The 14,186-nt window shown below is 72.4% G+C and carries 14 protein-coding genes; 7 read left to right on the top strand and 7 right to left on the bottom strand.

Going from position 1 to position 14,186, the window contains the following annotated elements; translation table 11 throughout:
- Nucleotides 1-104: 104 nt before the first annotated feature.
- Together OOK31_RS16965 and OOK31_RS16960 are read right to left on the bottom strand one after the other, a co-directional pair.
- Nucleotides 105-296: a CsbD family protein gene (locus OOK31_RS16965; protein ID WP_267088070.1), complete on the bottom strand. Its 192-nt coding sequence runs from the start codon at nt 294-296 to the stop codon at nt 105-107.
- Nucleotides 297-388: 92 nt separating this feature from the next.
- Nucleotides 389-817, bottom strand: a complete 429-nt coding sequence (locus OOK31_RS16960; protein WP_267088069.1) for a Fur family transcriptional regulator — start codon at nt 815-817, stop codon at nt 389-391.
- 134 nt (nt 818-951) lie between these two features.
- Here OOK31_RS16960 and katG point away from each other — a divergent pair, with 134 nt between their 5' ends.
- Nucleotides 952-3,141, top strand: coding sequence for a catalase/peroxidase HPI (katG, locus tag OOK31_RS16955; RefSeq protein ID WP_267088068.1), 2,190 nt, complete (start codon nt 952-954; stop codon nt 3,139-3,141).
- Nucleotides 3,142-3,216: 75 nt separating this feature from the next.
- On the opposite strand, the gene galE is transcribed toward katG, so the two are convergent.
- Nucleotides 3,217-4,218: a UDP-glucose 4-epimerase GalE gene (galE, locus tag OOK31_RS16950; RefSeq protein ID WP_267088067.1), complete on the bottom strand. Its 1,002-nt coding sequence runs from the start codon at nt 4,216-4,218 to the stop codon at nt 3,217-3,219.
- A 180-nt stretch (nt 4,219-4,398) separates the two neighbouring features.
- Here galE and OOK31_RS16945 point away from each other — a divergent pair, with 180 nt between their 5' ends.
- The 4 genes from OOK31_RS16945 to OOK31_RS16930 all read left to right on the top strand — a co-directional run bounded on the left by OOK31_RS16945 (nt 4,399) and on the right by OOK31_RS16930 (nt 7,701).
- Nucleotides 4,399-4,935, top strand: coding sequence for an NUDIX hydrolase family protein (locus OOK31_RS16945; RefSeq protein WP_267088066.1), 537 nt, complete (start codon nt 4,399-4,401; stop codon nt 4,933-4,935).
- A 15-nt stretch (nt 4,936-4,950) separates the two neighbouring features.
- Nucleotides 4,951-5,292, top strand: coding sequence for a hypothetical protein (locus OOK31_RS16940; protein WP_267088065.1), 342 nt, complete (start codon nt 4,951-4,953; stop codon nt 5,290-5,292).
- Between the two features lie 68 nt (nt 5,293-5,360).
- Complete coding sequence (locus OOK31_RS16935) at nt 5,361-6,338, top strand: LLM class flavin-dependent oxidoreductase (RefSeq protein WP_267088064.1); 978 nt, start codon at nt 5,361-5,363, stop codon at nt 6,336-6,338.
- Between the two features lie 118 nt (nt 6,339-6,456).
- Complete coding sequence (locus tag OOK31_RS16930) at nt 6,457-7,701, top strand: TerD family protein (protein WP_267088063.1); 1,245 nt, start codon at nt 6,457-6,459, stop codon at nt 7,699-7,701.
- Nucleotides 7,702-7,782: 81 nt separating this feature from the next.
- Here the strand turns inward: OOK31_RS16930 and OOK31_RS16925 are convergent, their stop codons facing one another.
- Entirely contained in the window at nt 7,783-8,286 is a 504-nt protein-coding gene (locus OOK31_RS16925; protein ID WP_267088062.1) for a DinB family protein, read from the bottom strand.
- A gap of 106 nt (nt 8,287-8,392) precedes the next feature.
- On the opposite strand from OOK31_RS16925, the gene OOK31_RS16920 reads away from it, so the two are divergent.
- Both OOK31_RS16920 and helR read left to right on the top strand, forming a co-directional pair.
- A complete protein-coding gene (locus OOK31_RS16920) occupies nt 8,393-9,310 on the top strand; it encodes an alpha/beta fold hydrolase (protein WP_267088061.1) in 918 nt (305 codons plus the stop codon).
- A gap of 153 nt (nt 9,311-9,463) precedes the next feature.
- A complete protein-coding gene (gene helR / locus OOK31_RS16915; protein WP_267088060.1) occupies nt 9,464-11,620 on the top strand; it encodes an RNA polymerase recycling motor ATPase HelR in 2,157 nt (718 codons plus the stop codon).
- A gap of 175 nt (nt 11,621-11,795) precedes the next feature.
- On the opposite strand, the gene OOK31_RS16910 is transcribed toward helR, so the two are convergent.
- Genes OOK31_RS16910 through OOK31_RS16900 form a run of 3 tightly spaced genes read right to left on the bottom strand, consistent with a single transcriptional unit; the run spans nt 11,796 to nt 14,093 of the window.
- Entirely contained in the window at nt 11,796-12,458 is a 663-nt protein-coding gene (locus OOK31_RS16910) for a spherulation-specific family 4 protein (protein WP_267088059.1), read from the bottom strand.
- Nucleotides 12,455-13,372, bottom strand: a complete 918-nt coding sequence (locus tag OOK31_RS16905; RefSeq protein ID WP_267088058.1) for an NAD(P)-dependent oxidoreductase — start codon at nt 13,370-13,372, stop codon at nt 12,455-12,457. Before OOK31_RS16905 ends, OOK31_RS16910 begins: the two co-directional genes overlap by 4 nt.
- 7 nt (nt 13,373-13,379) lie before the next feature.
- Entirely contained in the window at nt 13,380-14,093 is a 714-nt protein-coding gene (locus OOK31_RS16900; RefSeq protein ID WP_267088057.1) for a sugar phosphate nucleotidyltransferase, read from the bottom strand.
- Nucleotides 14,094-14,186 lie beyond the last annotated feature (93 nt).

Raw genomic sequence — 14,186 nt, 5'->3', positions numbered from 1 at the left:
GCCTACCCTCCCCCGCGCGGGGTAAGCACCGAGGTCACCCGCTCGGCGCCGGGCCGGCCCGTGTTCCAGGGCCGGTCCGGCGCCGTCGCGTGCGGCCGGGCCGGCTAGCCCTTCTTGCCCCGGAGGTTCTCCGCGGCGCGACGAGCCTGCTCCTCCGCCTCGGACATGGCTTCCTTCGCCTTGCCCTTGGCCTGGTCCATCTTGCCTTCGGCCTTCATCCGGTTGTCGCCGGTGAGCTTCCCGGCGGCTTCCTTGGCCTTGCCCTTCGCCTGATCCATCTTGCCCTTGTCGGCCATCGTGAACTCCTTGACGCGTGGGACGATCCAACGCAAGCCAAATTATGCGAAAACCGGACATACCGCTCGGCGGGGCCCGTTCGGCGGCGCGATCACCCCTGCGGCAGGCCGGAAGCGCAGGCGGGGCACAGCCCGCGGTACGTGACCTCGGCCCCGGACACCGCGAAGCCGAACCGCTCCGCCACGGGGAGGTCGGCCAGCGGATCGCCGCTCATGTGGACGTCGCGGATGATGCCGCAGCCGGAGCACACCAGGTGCTGGTGCGGGTGGTGCACGTTGGGGTCGTAGCGCTTGGCCCGGCCGTCGGTGGAGACCTCCGCGACCTCGCCGAGGGACACCAGCTCGCCCAGGGTGTTGTAGACGGTCGCCCGGGCGATCTCGGGCAGCCGCTCCACCGCACGGGCGTGCACCTCCTCGGCCGTGAGGTGCACGTGCTCGCCGTCGAGGACCTCGGCGACGACGCGCCGTTGCGAGGTCATCCGCCAGCCACGCCCTCGTAGTCGCTCCAGCAGGTCGTTCATGGGCGGCTCACCTGTTCCGGCTCGGTGGGAGTACAGAAGTTTAACGGCTCTGCGTGTTCTTTCAGCGGTGCGGTCCGCGGTACGCGACCATACGGCCGCAGAGGGAAAACACCGCGACAGGAAGAAGGATTGACGTGTCCGGCAGCGAAAGCGAGAACCCGGTCATTCCGGCTCCGGCCCCCGCGCCGACCCGCCCCAGGTCGAACCGGGACTGGTGGCCCGACCAGCTGGACCTTCAGGTTCTCCACCAGCACTCGCCTCGGTCCGATCCGATGGGTGAGGACTTCGACTACGCGAAGGAATTCGCGACCCTCGACCTCGACGCGCTGAAGCGGGACGTCATCGCCATGATGACGGCGTCCCAGGACTGGTGGCCCGCCGACTACGGCCACTACGGCCCCCTCTTCATCCGGATGAGCTGGCACGCCGCGGGGACGTACCGCATCGCCGACGGCCGGGGCGGCGGCGGCTCCGGTGCCCAGCGCTTCGCGCCCCTCAACAGCTGGCCGGACAACGCGAGCCTCGACAAGGCGCGCCGTCTGCTGTGGCCGGTCAAGCAGAAGTACGGCCCGAAGATCTCGTGGGCCGACCTGCTGGTGTTCACCGGTAACTGCGCCATGGAATCCATGGGGTTCAAGACGTTCGGATTCGGATTCGGGCGGGAGGACATCTGGGAACCGGAGGAGATCTTCTGGGGACCCGAGGAGACGTGGCTCGGAGACGAGCGCTACAGCGGCGACCGGGAACTCGCCAATCCTTTCGGCGCCGTGCAGATGGGACTCATCTACGTCAATCCCGAAGGCCCGAACGGAAATCCGGATCCGCTGGCCGCCGCCAGGGACATTCGCGAGACGTTCGCCCGCATGGCGATGGACGACGAGGAGACCGCCGCGCTCATCATCGGCGGCCACACCTTCGGCAAATGCCACGGCGCGGTCGGCGCCGAGTACATCGGTCCGGAACCCGAGGCCTGCCCGGTCGAGCAGCAGGGTCTCGGGTGGCGGAATTCGCACGGCACCGGAAGGGGCGTGGACACCCTCACCAGCGGGCTGGAGGGCGCCTGGACCACCGAGCCGACGAAGTGGGACAACGGGTACCTGGACAACCTGTTCCGGTACGACTGGGAGCTGACGACCAGTCCGGCCGGCGCGCAGCAGTGGACCCCCACGGATCCCGCCGCCCAGGGCACCGTGCCCGACGCGCACGATCCGGCGAAGCGGCACGCCCCGATGATGCTGACGACGGACCTCGCGCTGAAGCTGGATCCCGTCTACGGGCCGATCGCCAAGAGCTTCCACGAGAACCCGGACCGGCTCGCGGACGCCTTCGCCAGGGCCTGGTACAAGCTGCTGCACCGCGACATGGGCCCGCTCTCGCGTTATCTCGGCCCGTGGGTTCCCGAGCCGCAACTGTGGCAGGACCCCGTCCCCGCGGTCGACCACGGCCTGGTCGGGGAGGCGGAGACCGCCGACCTCAAGGCCCGGATCCTCGCCTCCGGACTGTCCGTCTCCCAGCTGGTCACCACCGCCTGGGCGGCCGCGGCGAGCTTCCGCGGCACGGACAAGCGCGGCGGGGCCAACGGGGCCCGGATCCGGCTCGCCCCGCAGAAGGACTGGGAGGTCAACGACCGGCCCGAGGTGGCCGAGGTGGTGCGGACCCTCACGCGGATCCAGCAGGAGTTCAACGACGCGCAGTCCGGCGGTACGAAGGTCTCGCTCGCCGACCTGATCGTCCTGGGCGGGTGCGCGGCCGTCGAGCGGGCCGCGAAGGAAGCCGGGTACGACATCACGGTGCCCTTCGCTCCCGGGCGTACGGACGCCTCGCAGGAGCAGACCGACGTCGAGACGTTCGCCGTACTGGAACCGCGGGCGGACGGGTTCCGCAACTACCTCCGGGCGGGCGAGAAGCTGCCGCCGGAGACCCTGCTGCTGGACCGCGCGAACCTGCTGACGCTGACCGCACCCGAGATGACGGTACTGGCCGGCGGCATGCGGGCCCTGGACACGGGCTTCGCGGGGTCCCCGCACGGTGCCCTCACGGACCGGCCGCAGACGTTGACCAACGACTTCTTCGTCAACCTGCTGGACATGGGTACGGAGTGGAAGCCGTCGACCGCCGCCGAGAACGTGTTCGAGGGCCGGGACCGCGCCACGGGCAAGGTGAGGTGGACGGCCACCGCCGTCGACCTCGTCTTCGGTTCGCACTCCCAGCTCCGGGCCGTCTCGGAGGTCTACGCGGCCAAGGACGCGGGGCAGAAGTTCGTACGCGACTTCGTGGCGGCCTGGGACAAGGTGATGAACCTCGACCGGTTCGACCTCGCCTGACCGACGCCCGTCCGGAACCGCGGTCCCGGACGGGCCTCCCCCGGCCGCCCGGGACCGCGCGGCGCCTCCTACGGGTCAGTCGGAGGCGCCGATGGCGGTGTCGCGCTCGGCGTACCAGCGCAGGGAGTCGCGGATGCCGTCCTCGAGGGAGTGCTCGGCCTTCCAGCCGAGGAGTTCCGCGGCGAGGCCGACCCGCGCGTAGGCACCGGCGGAGTCGCCGGGGCGGCGGTCGGTCTCGGTGGTGGCGAGCGGGGTGCCGGTGACGTTCTCGAAGGCGGTGACCAGCTCGCGGACGGTGGTGCCGCGGCCGGTGCCCAGGTTGACGACCCGGTACGGCTCCTCGCGGGTGACGGCCTCGAAGTTCTCGAGGGCCTTCACGTGGGCGGCGGCGAGGTCCCAGACGTGGACGTAGTCCCGGATGCCGGAGCCGTCCCGGGTGGGGTAGTCGGTGCCGGTCAGCGGGAAGGCGGTCCCCGCGTGGTGGACGTCGATCATCTTGCCGAGGGCGTGGGTCGGGGTGCGGATCTGGAGTCCGGTGCGCAGCTCGGGGTCGGCGCCGATGGGGTTGAAGTAGCGCAGGGAGATGACGTCGAGGGTGCCGGCGGCGGCGACGTCGTGCAGGACCGTCTCGAAGAGGGCCTTGGTGCGGGCGTAGGGGCTGAGGGTTTCGAGCGGGGAGTCCTCGTCGACGGAGAAGTCCTCGGGGTCGGCCCGGTAGATGGAGGCGGAGCTGCTGAAGAGGAGGTTGCGGCAACCGTTGCGGACGAGGTGTTCCAGGAACTGGATGCCCTTGGAGACGTTCTCGCGGTAGTAGCCGAGCGGGTCGGCGACGGAGTCCGGGACGACGATGAGGGCGGCGCAGTCGACGGCCGTGACGATCTCGGGGTGCTCGGTGAAGACCCGGTCGACGAGGGCGCCGTCGCAGATGTCGCCCTCGTAGAAGGTCCGGCCCGCGGTGAACTCGCGTCGTCCGGTGGCGAGGTTGTCGAGGATGACGGGGGTGATGCCGCTGTCGATGCACGCCGAGGCGATGGTGGATCCGATGAAGCCGGCGCCGCCCGCGATCAGTACCTTCAAGGGTGGTTCCTCATTCGTCCGTTGGAGCTGTCGTACGTCGGTTCGCTCTGGGGGCTTCTGTCCAGGTGCCCCCGGCCTCCATGACGTCCTGGTCCGGCCCCCCGGTTCCGGACGGGCATGCTGACACGAACGGCCCACGGATCCTTCCCGGGCACCCCGCCCGGAAAGTATGATCACGCAATGTCTGATACGACCGAGACCACGCCCGGCTGGCTGACCACGGATGAGTTGGAGTCGGCCCGGGCCCGGATGCCGATCCTGTACGTGGAGGCCGTGCCCGTACGGGTGGACGACAGCGGTGAAGTCACCAGCATCGGGCTGCTGCTGCGCATCGGTCCGGACGGTACGGTCAGCCGGACCCTGGTGTCCGGCCGCGTCCTGCACCACGAGCGGGTCCGGGACGCGCTGCTGCGCAACCTGGAGAAGGACCTCGGCGCGGTGGCCCTGCCCCGTGTCCCCGCCTCCCTCCAGCCCTTCACGGTCGCCGAGTACTTCCCCACGGCGGGTGTCACCTCCTACCACGACCCCCGCCAGCACGCCGTGTCCCTCGCCTACATCGTGCCCGTGTCCGGCGACTGCCGTCCCCGGCAGGACGCCCTGGACCTGGTCTGGTTCAGCCCCCGGGAGGCGGCCTCCCCGGCCGTGCAGAACGAGATGCCGGGCGGGCAGGGGGTCCTGCTGAAGCAGGCACTCGCACATGTGGGACACACCTACTGAGGAAGGAGTTCCGCGATGGCGCGCTCGCTCGACGGTCTCGTGTTCGTCCCCGTCGCCGACCAGGCCGCCGGCCAGGTCGGACGGCTGACCCGGTTCGACTACCACGAGCAGGACGGCCGGGTGTGGGCGGAGTACCGCGGCGGGGACGTGGTCAGGGGCAGCCTGGTCGGTACCCGGGCGGGCGACACCGTCGATTTCCGGTACGTCCAGCTGCGGACGGACGGGACGACCGCGTCCGGGCACTGCGTCTCGCACGTGGCGCAGCTCCCCGACGGCCGCCTCCGGCTGGAGGAGACCTGGACGTGGGAGTCCCAGGACGGAAGCGGCACCAGCGTGGTCGAACAGCTCCCGGACTGAGGCCGAGGGGTGGCGGGAAATCGATCACCGGGGCGGTCGGCGGCGTGCATGATCCCTATGCTGGCGGCATGGTCGGCATACCTCTTTCAGCACTCGAAGTCGCGATGGTCCAGACGGGCACGAAGGCCGTGGACACCCTGCGGGACACCACGGCCTTCGCCCAGGAGATGGAGCGGCTCGGCTACCACCGGCTCTGGTACGCGGAGCACCACCACTCACCGGCGATCGGTGCGTTCCCACCCGTCGTCCTGACCGCGCACGGCGCGGCCTCGACCTCGGCGATCCGGCTCGGCTCGGGCGGTGTGCTCGCCCCCAACCACGCGCCCATCACGGTGGCGGAGCAGTTCGGCACGCTGGCCGCCCTGCACCCGGACCGGATCGACGTGGGCATCGGCCGCGGTCCCGGTACCTTCGACGAGGCCACCGCGCGGGCGCTGCGGCGCGGCGCGGGCCCGGCGACCGACGCGGAGTACCGGGACGACGTGGCCGCGATCCTGTCCTTCCTGGTCGACGAGGTCGCGCTCGGCGCGCTGCCCGAGCCGTGGCTGCTGGCCTCCAGCACGGCGGGTGCCGCGCTCGCTGCGGAACTCGGCCTGCCGGTCGCCGTCGCGCACCACATCCGGCCCGACAACACCCGTGCGGTCCTGGAGGGTTACCGGGCGGCCTTCACCCCGTCCCGCTGGTGCGAGCGGCCCCGCGTGCTGCTGTGCGTGGAGACGGTGTGCGCGGAGACGGAGGAGGAGGCCCAGTGGCGGGGCGGGCCGATGAACGTCGTCAAGGCCGGGCTCCTCAAGGGGCTGAGCGACATCCCCTTCCCCACCCCCGCCGAGGCCGCCGTCCACCCCTTCACCGAGGAGGAACGGCAGGGCCTGGCCGGGTTCCGCGCGCAGCAGGCCGTCGGGACGCCCAAAGCCGTCGCCGACCGGCTGGCGCAGCTCGCCGACGAGACCGGGGCGGACGAGCTGATGCTGACCACCCCCGTCTACGACCTCCGCGACCGCGTCCGCTCGTACGAGCTCGTCAAGGAGTACACCGGGGCGCAGTGACGGCTTCGCCGCGGCAACTTGCCCCGAAGCAGAGGCAATACCGGCCTTCGGGGAGGGCGGCGCGCCAAAACCTCGTACGCTCGGCGGCAGTGGGGAGAGTCCCGGAAGGAGGACCCACATGTCCTTGCAGAAGGGTGCCAACGTACCTGTGGCCAGCAGCAGGGTCCGGGTTGAGCTGGGCTGGCGGGGAGGTCCCGGAGCGCCTGATGTGGACGTGTCGGCTCTGCTGCTGACGGCCACCGGCAGGGTGCGGTCGGACGACGACTTCGTGTTCTACAACCAGCCCGTGCACCGCAGTGGTGCCGTGCGTCACGAGGGCAGGCGTGAGGACGGCACGGGCAGCGCGTTCGAGACGATCACGGTGGCGCTGTCCGGCGTCGAGGAGGAGATCGGGACCGTGGTGGTCGCGGCCTCCACGGACGGCACGTTCGGCCAGGTGTCGGGCCTGTACGTGCGCGTGCTGGACGCGGAGAGCGGCGCCGAGACCGCGCGCTTCGATGCCACGGACGCCACGTCGGAGACGGCGCTGGTGCTCGGGGAGCTGTACCGGCGGGCCGGCGCGTGGAAGTTCCGGGCGGTGGGGCAGGGTTACGCCGCCGGCCTGGCGGGGCTCGCGACGGATTTCGGCATCACCGTCGACGATCCCGGCCCGGCGCCGGCTCCGGTGCCACCGCCCGTAGCCGTGCCGGCGGCGGCGCCCGTGCCCGTCCCGCAGGCCCCGCCGGTGCGGCTGTCGAAGATCACGCTGACCAAGGCCGCGCCGACCGTGTCGTTGACCAAACAAGGGGCCACCTCGGGGGCGATGCGGGTCAATCTCACCTGGAGCGCCCCCAAGCCGCCGCGCGGCTGGATGCGCAAGGGCAAGGACGCCGTCCGGCTGGAGGACGTCGACCTGGACCTGTCCTGCCTGTGGGAGCTGCAGAGCGGAGCGATGGGGATCGTCCACCCCATCAACAACCAGTTCGGCTCGTTCGACCAGCCGCCCTACGTCCAGCTCGACCATGACGACCGGACCGGCGGGAGCGAGGACGGTGAGAACCTCACCATCAACCTCGATCACACGTCCGAGATCAAGCGGCTCCTGGTGTTCGTGGTCATCTACGACGGCGCGTCCAGCTTCGCGGGTCTGCACGGGGTCGCCACGCTGTATCCGCCCGTCGGGCCCCCGATCGAGGTCAGCCTCGACGAGTGCACGGTTCCTTCGCCGGTCGCCGCGATCGCGCTGATCGAGAACGTCGGCGGGGAACTGATCGTCCGGCGCGAGGCGAAGTACCTCGTGCTGGCGCCCGGCATCTTCAAGCAGCAGGCCGTGGACATCGAGTACGGCTGGGGCATGAGCTGGAGCAGCGCGAGCAAGGACTGACCGGCCGGCGCCGCCCGGTCCGCGGCTGAGCTCCCCGAACGGCTTCCGCCGGTCGGGGAGCTCAGCCGTTTCCTGCGCGGTTCAGCTGCCGTGCCCCGGCGGGCGACGCATGTCGAGCAAGTGATGGCGCAGCTCGTGCAGGGTGTGGACGGCGACCCAGCGCAAGGAGCGTTCCTCGGGCTCGGGGTAGCTGTACGTCAGGGTGCGGTCCCAGTCGGCGGCGGACAGGCGGTCGAGGACGTGGGCGAACAGCAGCGCCGCGTCATGGAGTTGGCGGGCGACGTCGGCCGGCGCCTGCTCGGCGTATCCGTCGTGGTCGACGCGTTCGTCGCGGCCCATGGGCTCGGCGACCGGCCGGTCGAGACGCCGTGCGGCGAGCACCCGCTCCCGCTGGACGAGCAGGACGTCGCGCATGTGGCAGGCGTACTCGACCGGTGACCACACCTCCGGCGCCGGGCGCAGCCGCAGCACGGCCGGTTCGCCCGACAGCACCTCCGCGTAGGCGCCCGCGTGGTCGACGGCGCGCTCCGACACCGTGGGAGCGAGGGCAAGGTCGTACTCGAAGTCGCATTCCGCGCAAGTCATCACGCGCCCACGCTAACGCCTGGGCCGCCCGGTCGGCGCCATCCGTCCCCCGGTCCCCCGCAGGCTCGGATGGCGCGGCGGTGGGGGGCGGGGGAGGCTGGGGGGTATGCGATGGCGTGTGCCGGGCGCGGTGGCGGCCGCGGTGGCCGTCACGCTGCTGGTGACGGGCACGGCCACGGCCGCCCCGGGCGGCGGGGACACCGGGCAGCGGGTGGACATAGGCGGCGGCCGGAGCCTGTACCTGCACTGCTCCGGCTCCGGGAGCCCGACCGTGGTGCTGGTGTCCGGGCTGCACGAGGCCTCCGACCCCTGGTCACTGACCGACACCGCGCCGCCCGTACCGAAGGCTCCGGCGGTGCTGCCGGGCGTGGCCGCGTTCACCCGCGTCTGTACGTACGACCGGCCGGGCACCGTCCGCTACACCCAGCCGCCGACGCTGACCACGCGCAGCACGCCCGTACGGGGCACCCGGGCTCTGCCGGCCATGGTCCAGGACCTGGACCGGGTGCTGACCGCCGGGCAGGTGCCGGGCCCGTACCTGCTGGTGGGGCACTCCTTCGGCGGGATGCTCGCCCTGCGCTACGCACAGGTGCACCCGGAGCGGACCCGCGGCCTGGTCCTGGTCGACGCGTTGGGGCCCGCCCTGAAGCCCGCGATGGGGGCGGACTGGGCGGCGTACGTGGAGGCGCTGCGGCATCCGGGTACGCCCTTCGACGCCGACCCGGACTTCGAGCAGGTCGACATCGACGACGGTGTCACGGCCCTCGACCGCGGCGGCCCGCTCCCGCCGGTCCCGGTCGCGGTGCTCAGCAAGACCGAGCCGTTCGCCGCGCCGCCCACCATGGACAAGGGGCTGCTGGCGAAGCTGGAGCGGGCCTGGCCGAAGGCCCAGCAGGCGCTGGTGGGGCTGCGGCCGCAGACCCCGCACCTGCTGGCGACCGGCAGCGACCACTACGTCCAGCTGCACGACCCGGACCTCACGATCGCCGCGGTCCGCCTCGTCGTGGACCGGTCGCGCAGGTGAGACCTGGGGGAAAGGTGGGGGAAGGTGGGACCGAAGGGGGAACAACCACCCCTCGCCACTCTTAAGTTATAGCGCGGAGGGGGGCTTGCGGCAAGGCCCCGGTCGTACCGCAGAATCTCCGATCAAGGCCACAACCTGCGGAAACCGGAGAACATGAACCCCCTGAGCATCGCCGCGACCACCAGCGCGTTCGCACTTCCCGAGCACCTCTCCCCCAAGGCCGCCCCGGCGTTGATCGCCGCCGACGAGGAGCACTTCGCCGCCGTCGCGCGGAGCCTGGAGGAGTCCATCGCCGAGCTGTCCGCGCGCCTGGACGTCGTGCGCAAGGCGCCCGGCGGGGCGGGCCGGGAGGCGATGGAGCGGGACCTGGAGGTCCACCGGCTGACGGGCCGTCTGCGCGGCCTGCGGCGCTTCGGGCTGGACCTGTGCCTGGGGCACATCGTCGTCGCGGACAGCCCCGAGCCCGTGTACATCGGACGGCTCGGCCTGACCGACAGCGAGGGCCGCCGGCTGCTGCTCGACTGGCGTTCGCCCGCCGCCGAGCCGTTCTTCGCGGCGACCCACGCCGACCCGATGGGGCTGGTGAGCCGCCGCAGGTACCGCTGGACCCGGGGCCGGATCAGCGACTACTGGGACGAGGTGTTCACCGCCGACGGGCTCGAAGGGCACGCCGCGCTCGACGACCAGTCCGCCTTCATCGCCAGCCTGGGCGGCAACCGGTCGGCCCGGATGCGGGACGTGCTCGGCACCATCCAGGCCGATCAGGACGCCATCATCCGGGCGGGGTCCCGGGGCGCCCTCGTCGTCGACGGCGGCCCGGGCACGGGCAAGACCGTCGTCGCCCTGCACCGCACCGCGCACCTCCTCTACTCCGACCCGCGCCTGGGCCACCGTCGGGGCGGCGTGCTGTTCGTCGGCCCGCACCGGCCCTACCTGGCCTACGTCGAGGACGTGCTGCCCAGCCTCGGTGAGGAGGGCGTACGGACCTGCACCGTGCGGGACCTCGTCGAGGAGGGCGCCGGGGCGGCGGCCGAGGCCGACCCGGAGGTGGCCCGGCTGAAGTCGTCCGCCGACATGGTGAAGGCGGTCGAGAGCGCCGTCCGGTTCTACGAGGAGCCGCCCGCCGAGGCGATGACGGTCTCGACCGACTGGGCCGACATCCGGCTGAGCGCCGACGACTGGGCCGACGCGTTCGACGCGGGACGCGGTACCCCGCACAACGAGGCCCGGGAGCTGATCTGGGAGGAACTGGTCACGATCCTGCTGGACAAGCTCGGCGGCAACGTCCCGCACGAGGCGATGAGCGCGTCGCTGGCGCAGGACGAGGAGCTGGTCGGGGCCCTGCACCGGGCGTGGCCGATGCTGGACGCGGCCGACCTCGTCGGGGACCTGTGGTCGGTGCGTGCCTACCTGCGGATGTGCGCCCCCTGGCTCGCCCCCGACGAGGTGCGAAGGCTCCAGCGCGCCGACGCCCGGGCCTGGACGGTGTCCGACCTGCCGCTCCTGGACGCGGCGCGGCACCGGCTCGGTGACGCGGAGGCCTCCGTCCGCAAGCGCCGGCACGACGCCGGCGTCGCCGCCGAACGCGAGCGCCTGGCCGGGGTCATCGACAACGTCCTCGCGGCCGACGACGACGGCGAGGGCGCGGTGACCATGCTGCGCGGACGGGACATCCAGGACAGCCTGATCGACGGGAGCGCCCTGCCCGGCGCGGACCGGGAGCCCCTCGACGGCCCGTTCGCGCACATCGTCGTGGACGAGGCGCAGGAACTGACCGACGCCGAGTGGCAGATGCTGCTGCTGCGCTGCCCGTCGCGGAGCTTCACCATCGTCGGGGACCGCGCCCAGGCCCGCGGCGGGTTCACCGAGTCGTGGCGGGAGCGGCTGGAGCGGATCGGCCTGGACCGGATCGAGCTGGCGTCCCTGAGCGTCAACTACCGCACGCCGGAGGAGGTCATGAAGGAGGCCGAGCCGGTCATCCGGGCCGCGCTGCCCGACGCCAACGTGCCGACCTCCGTCCGCAGCAGCGGCATCCCCGTCGTCCACGGTTCCACCGCGGACCTGGACGCGGTCCTCGAGACCTGGCTCGCCGCGCACGCGGAAGGCGTCGCCTGCGTCATCGGTGACCCGGCGTTCCGCGAGACGTCCCGGGTCCGGTCGCTGACGCCGGGGCTGTCGAAGGGGCTGGAGTTCGACCTGGTCGTCCTCGTCGACCCGGACAACTTCGGCGAGGGCGTCGAGGGGGCGGTGGACCGCTACGTCGCCATGACCCGGGCCACCCAGCGGCTCGTGGTCCTGACGAGCTCCTGACAGGCCCTAGTGCTGTGGCCGGGAAGGTTTGCCGGGTCGCGGTGTCCGGTGCGGTGCCTCGCAAGGCGGAGGGCCACCGCTTGTACGGGACGTACTCGGGTGGTCCGACAACGCGGCGAGGTGCCGTGCCGGGCGCCGTGACACGGTGAACCTTTCCGGCCACAGCACTAGGCCCTCAGGGGTCCGGGGTGGTGAGGGCCGGGGTCGGCTGCGTCCAGGGGTTGGGGAGGTGGCCGGTGACCGGGCCGCAGACCCCGGCTCCCCGGTCGCGGGCGGTGCGTACGGCGAGCGGGACGAGGGCCTCCGGGGTGGAGTGGACGAGGTGGCAGAACCGCTCGGGCGGGTGCCGGGCGGTCCACTCGGGGCGGCTGAACCGGGCCGCGTACGTGGCCCAGTCGCCCTCGAAGGTGACGACCAGGTCCGCGAGTCGGAGGTAGCCGGGGTCCGGGTGGACGCCCGGGTTGAGGACGACGGTGGCCGCGCCGAGCCGGCGCAGCGAGCGGACCAGGCGGCGGCAGGCGCGCAGCCCCTGCCGGTCCGCCGTCACCTGGTCCAGGAAGCAGCCGTCGACCCCGTACCACTCCCGGTAGCGGAGCATCTCGTAGTGGGCCTCCGCCGCTTCCCGGGACCCGTACGCGGTGTCGACGTAGCCGAGGAGCCGGGCGCCGGCCGCGCGCAGGGCGGCGGCCGCCGCCGTGAACGCGGGATCGGGGCGCGGGCCCGGACCGCTCGCGGGGTTGAGCACCACCGCCCAGGTCCGGGGCGCCGCCCCGATCAGCCGCGCCCAGGCGCCCGGGTCCTCCGCGGGGTGGACGTACAGGGGGACCAGCAGGGTCATGCGGCGCGGCCGCCCTCGCGGGTGGCCGCGTCCCACAACGCGTCGAGCATGTCGTCCAGTCCCAGGGAGGGGCGCCAGCGCAGGGCCCGGTACGCCGCGCCGACGTCGGAGCACTGCCATGACACCTCGGCCGACCGGGCCGAGCCGGCCGCGCCGCTGGTGTCCTCCTCGATGCGCCCCTGGAAGCCCGCCCTGCGGGCCAGTCCGTGCACCAGCTCACGGACCGGGACGGCGTCGCCGCTGCTGATGTTCAGCACCGGCGACAGCGGCCCGGGGGCGGTGACCGCGAGTTCCACGGCGCGGGCCACGTCCCGTACGTCCACGAAGTCGCGGTACGCGGACAGGTCGCCCAGCCGCAGCACGGCTTCCGGGTCCTGGCCGGCCCGGGCCAGCAGGGCGGCGATCCTGCCGGGCAGGCCGGTGGCGGGCGCGCCGGGTCCCACCGGGTTGCCCACGCGCAGTACCACCGCGTCCACGCCGGAGGCGGCGACCGCGACGGTGCCGGCCAGTTTGGTGGCCCCGTACGGGGTGACCGGGCGGGTGGCCGCCGACTCCGCCACCCGGACGCCGGGCTCGCCCGGCCCGTACTCGGCGGCCGAGCCCAGGTGGACCAGGCGGGCCGCCGGGGCGGCCTCCCGCAGGGCCGCGCACAGGACGGCGGGCCCGCGGGCGTTGACCTCGGCGAGCGTGACCGGGTCGCCGCCGGTCGCGCCCGCGCAGTTCACCACGGCGTCGGGGGCCGCCGCCGCCAGGGTCTTGGCCAGCCGTTCGGTCCGGTCGGCGGCCAGGTCGACGGCGAACTCGGCGCCGGGCGAGCGCCCGGCGCCGATGACCCGTACGTCCGCCAGCGCGCGGAGCCGGTCCGTGACGTGGGCTCCGAGGTAGCCGGTGGCTCCCAGGACGAGGATGCGCATGAGGTGCTCAGGCTCCCTTGAGCAGCAGGGACTTGCGGCTGGTGAACTCGGCGTTGGCCCGGTCGTAGTCGTCGGGGCGTCCGATGTCGAGCCAGTACCCGTCGAAATCGTAGGCGTGGGGCGGGTCCTGGGTCTTCAGCAGGTCGAGGACGAGTTCGTCGAAGCCGAGCGGCAGGCCGGGGGTGTAGCCGTCGAGGGTGTCTCGGCTGAGACCGTACACGCCCATGGACACGCGGTAGTCCATGCTGGGCTTCTCGGTGAAGGCGACCACCCGGCTGTCGTCGGTGGTCAGCACCCCGAAGTCGATGTGCACCTTGCGCGCGTAGGTGGCGATGGTCAGCGGGGCGCGCGAGGCCTCGTGCCGGCGGAGCACGTCGGCGTAGTCGAGGTCGGTGAGGATGTCTCCGTTCATGACGAGGAATCTTTCCGGGAGCCGGTCCTTGAGGTTCAGCAGCGGGCCGATGGTGCCCAGCGGGCTCTCCTCGGTGGCGTAGTCGATGCTCATCCCCCACTGGGAGCCGTCGCCGACGTAGGCGCGGATGATCTCCCCCAGGTGGCCTATGGCGATGGTGCAGCGGGTGAAGCCGGCCGCCGACAGCTGGCGCAGCACGATCTCCAGGATGGCGTGCTGGTCGCCGATGGGGACGAGGGGCTTGGGGAGGGCAGTGGTGTAGGGGCGCAACCGGACGCCCTTGCCGCCCGCCAGGATCACTGCGTACACGGGGATTCCTCCATCTGTCGTGTGATGAGCCGTCGGTGGGGATGCGTGGGGGCGTGGGGGGAGGGAGATGCCTGGTGGGGGCGCGGTGGAGGG

This window comes from Streptomyces sp. NBC_00249 (assembly GCF_026342355.1).
GTDB lineage: Bacteria > Actinomycetota > Actinomycetes > Streptomycetales > Streptomycetaceae > Streptomyces.
This window is presented reverse-complemented; position numbering and strand designations above follow the sequence as displayed.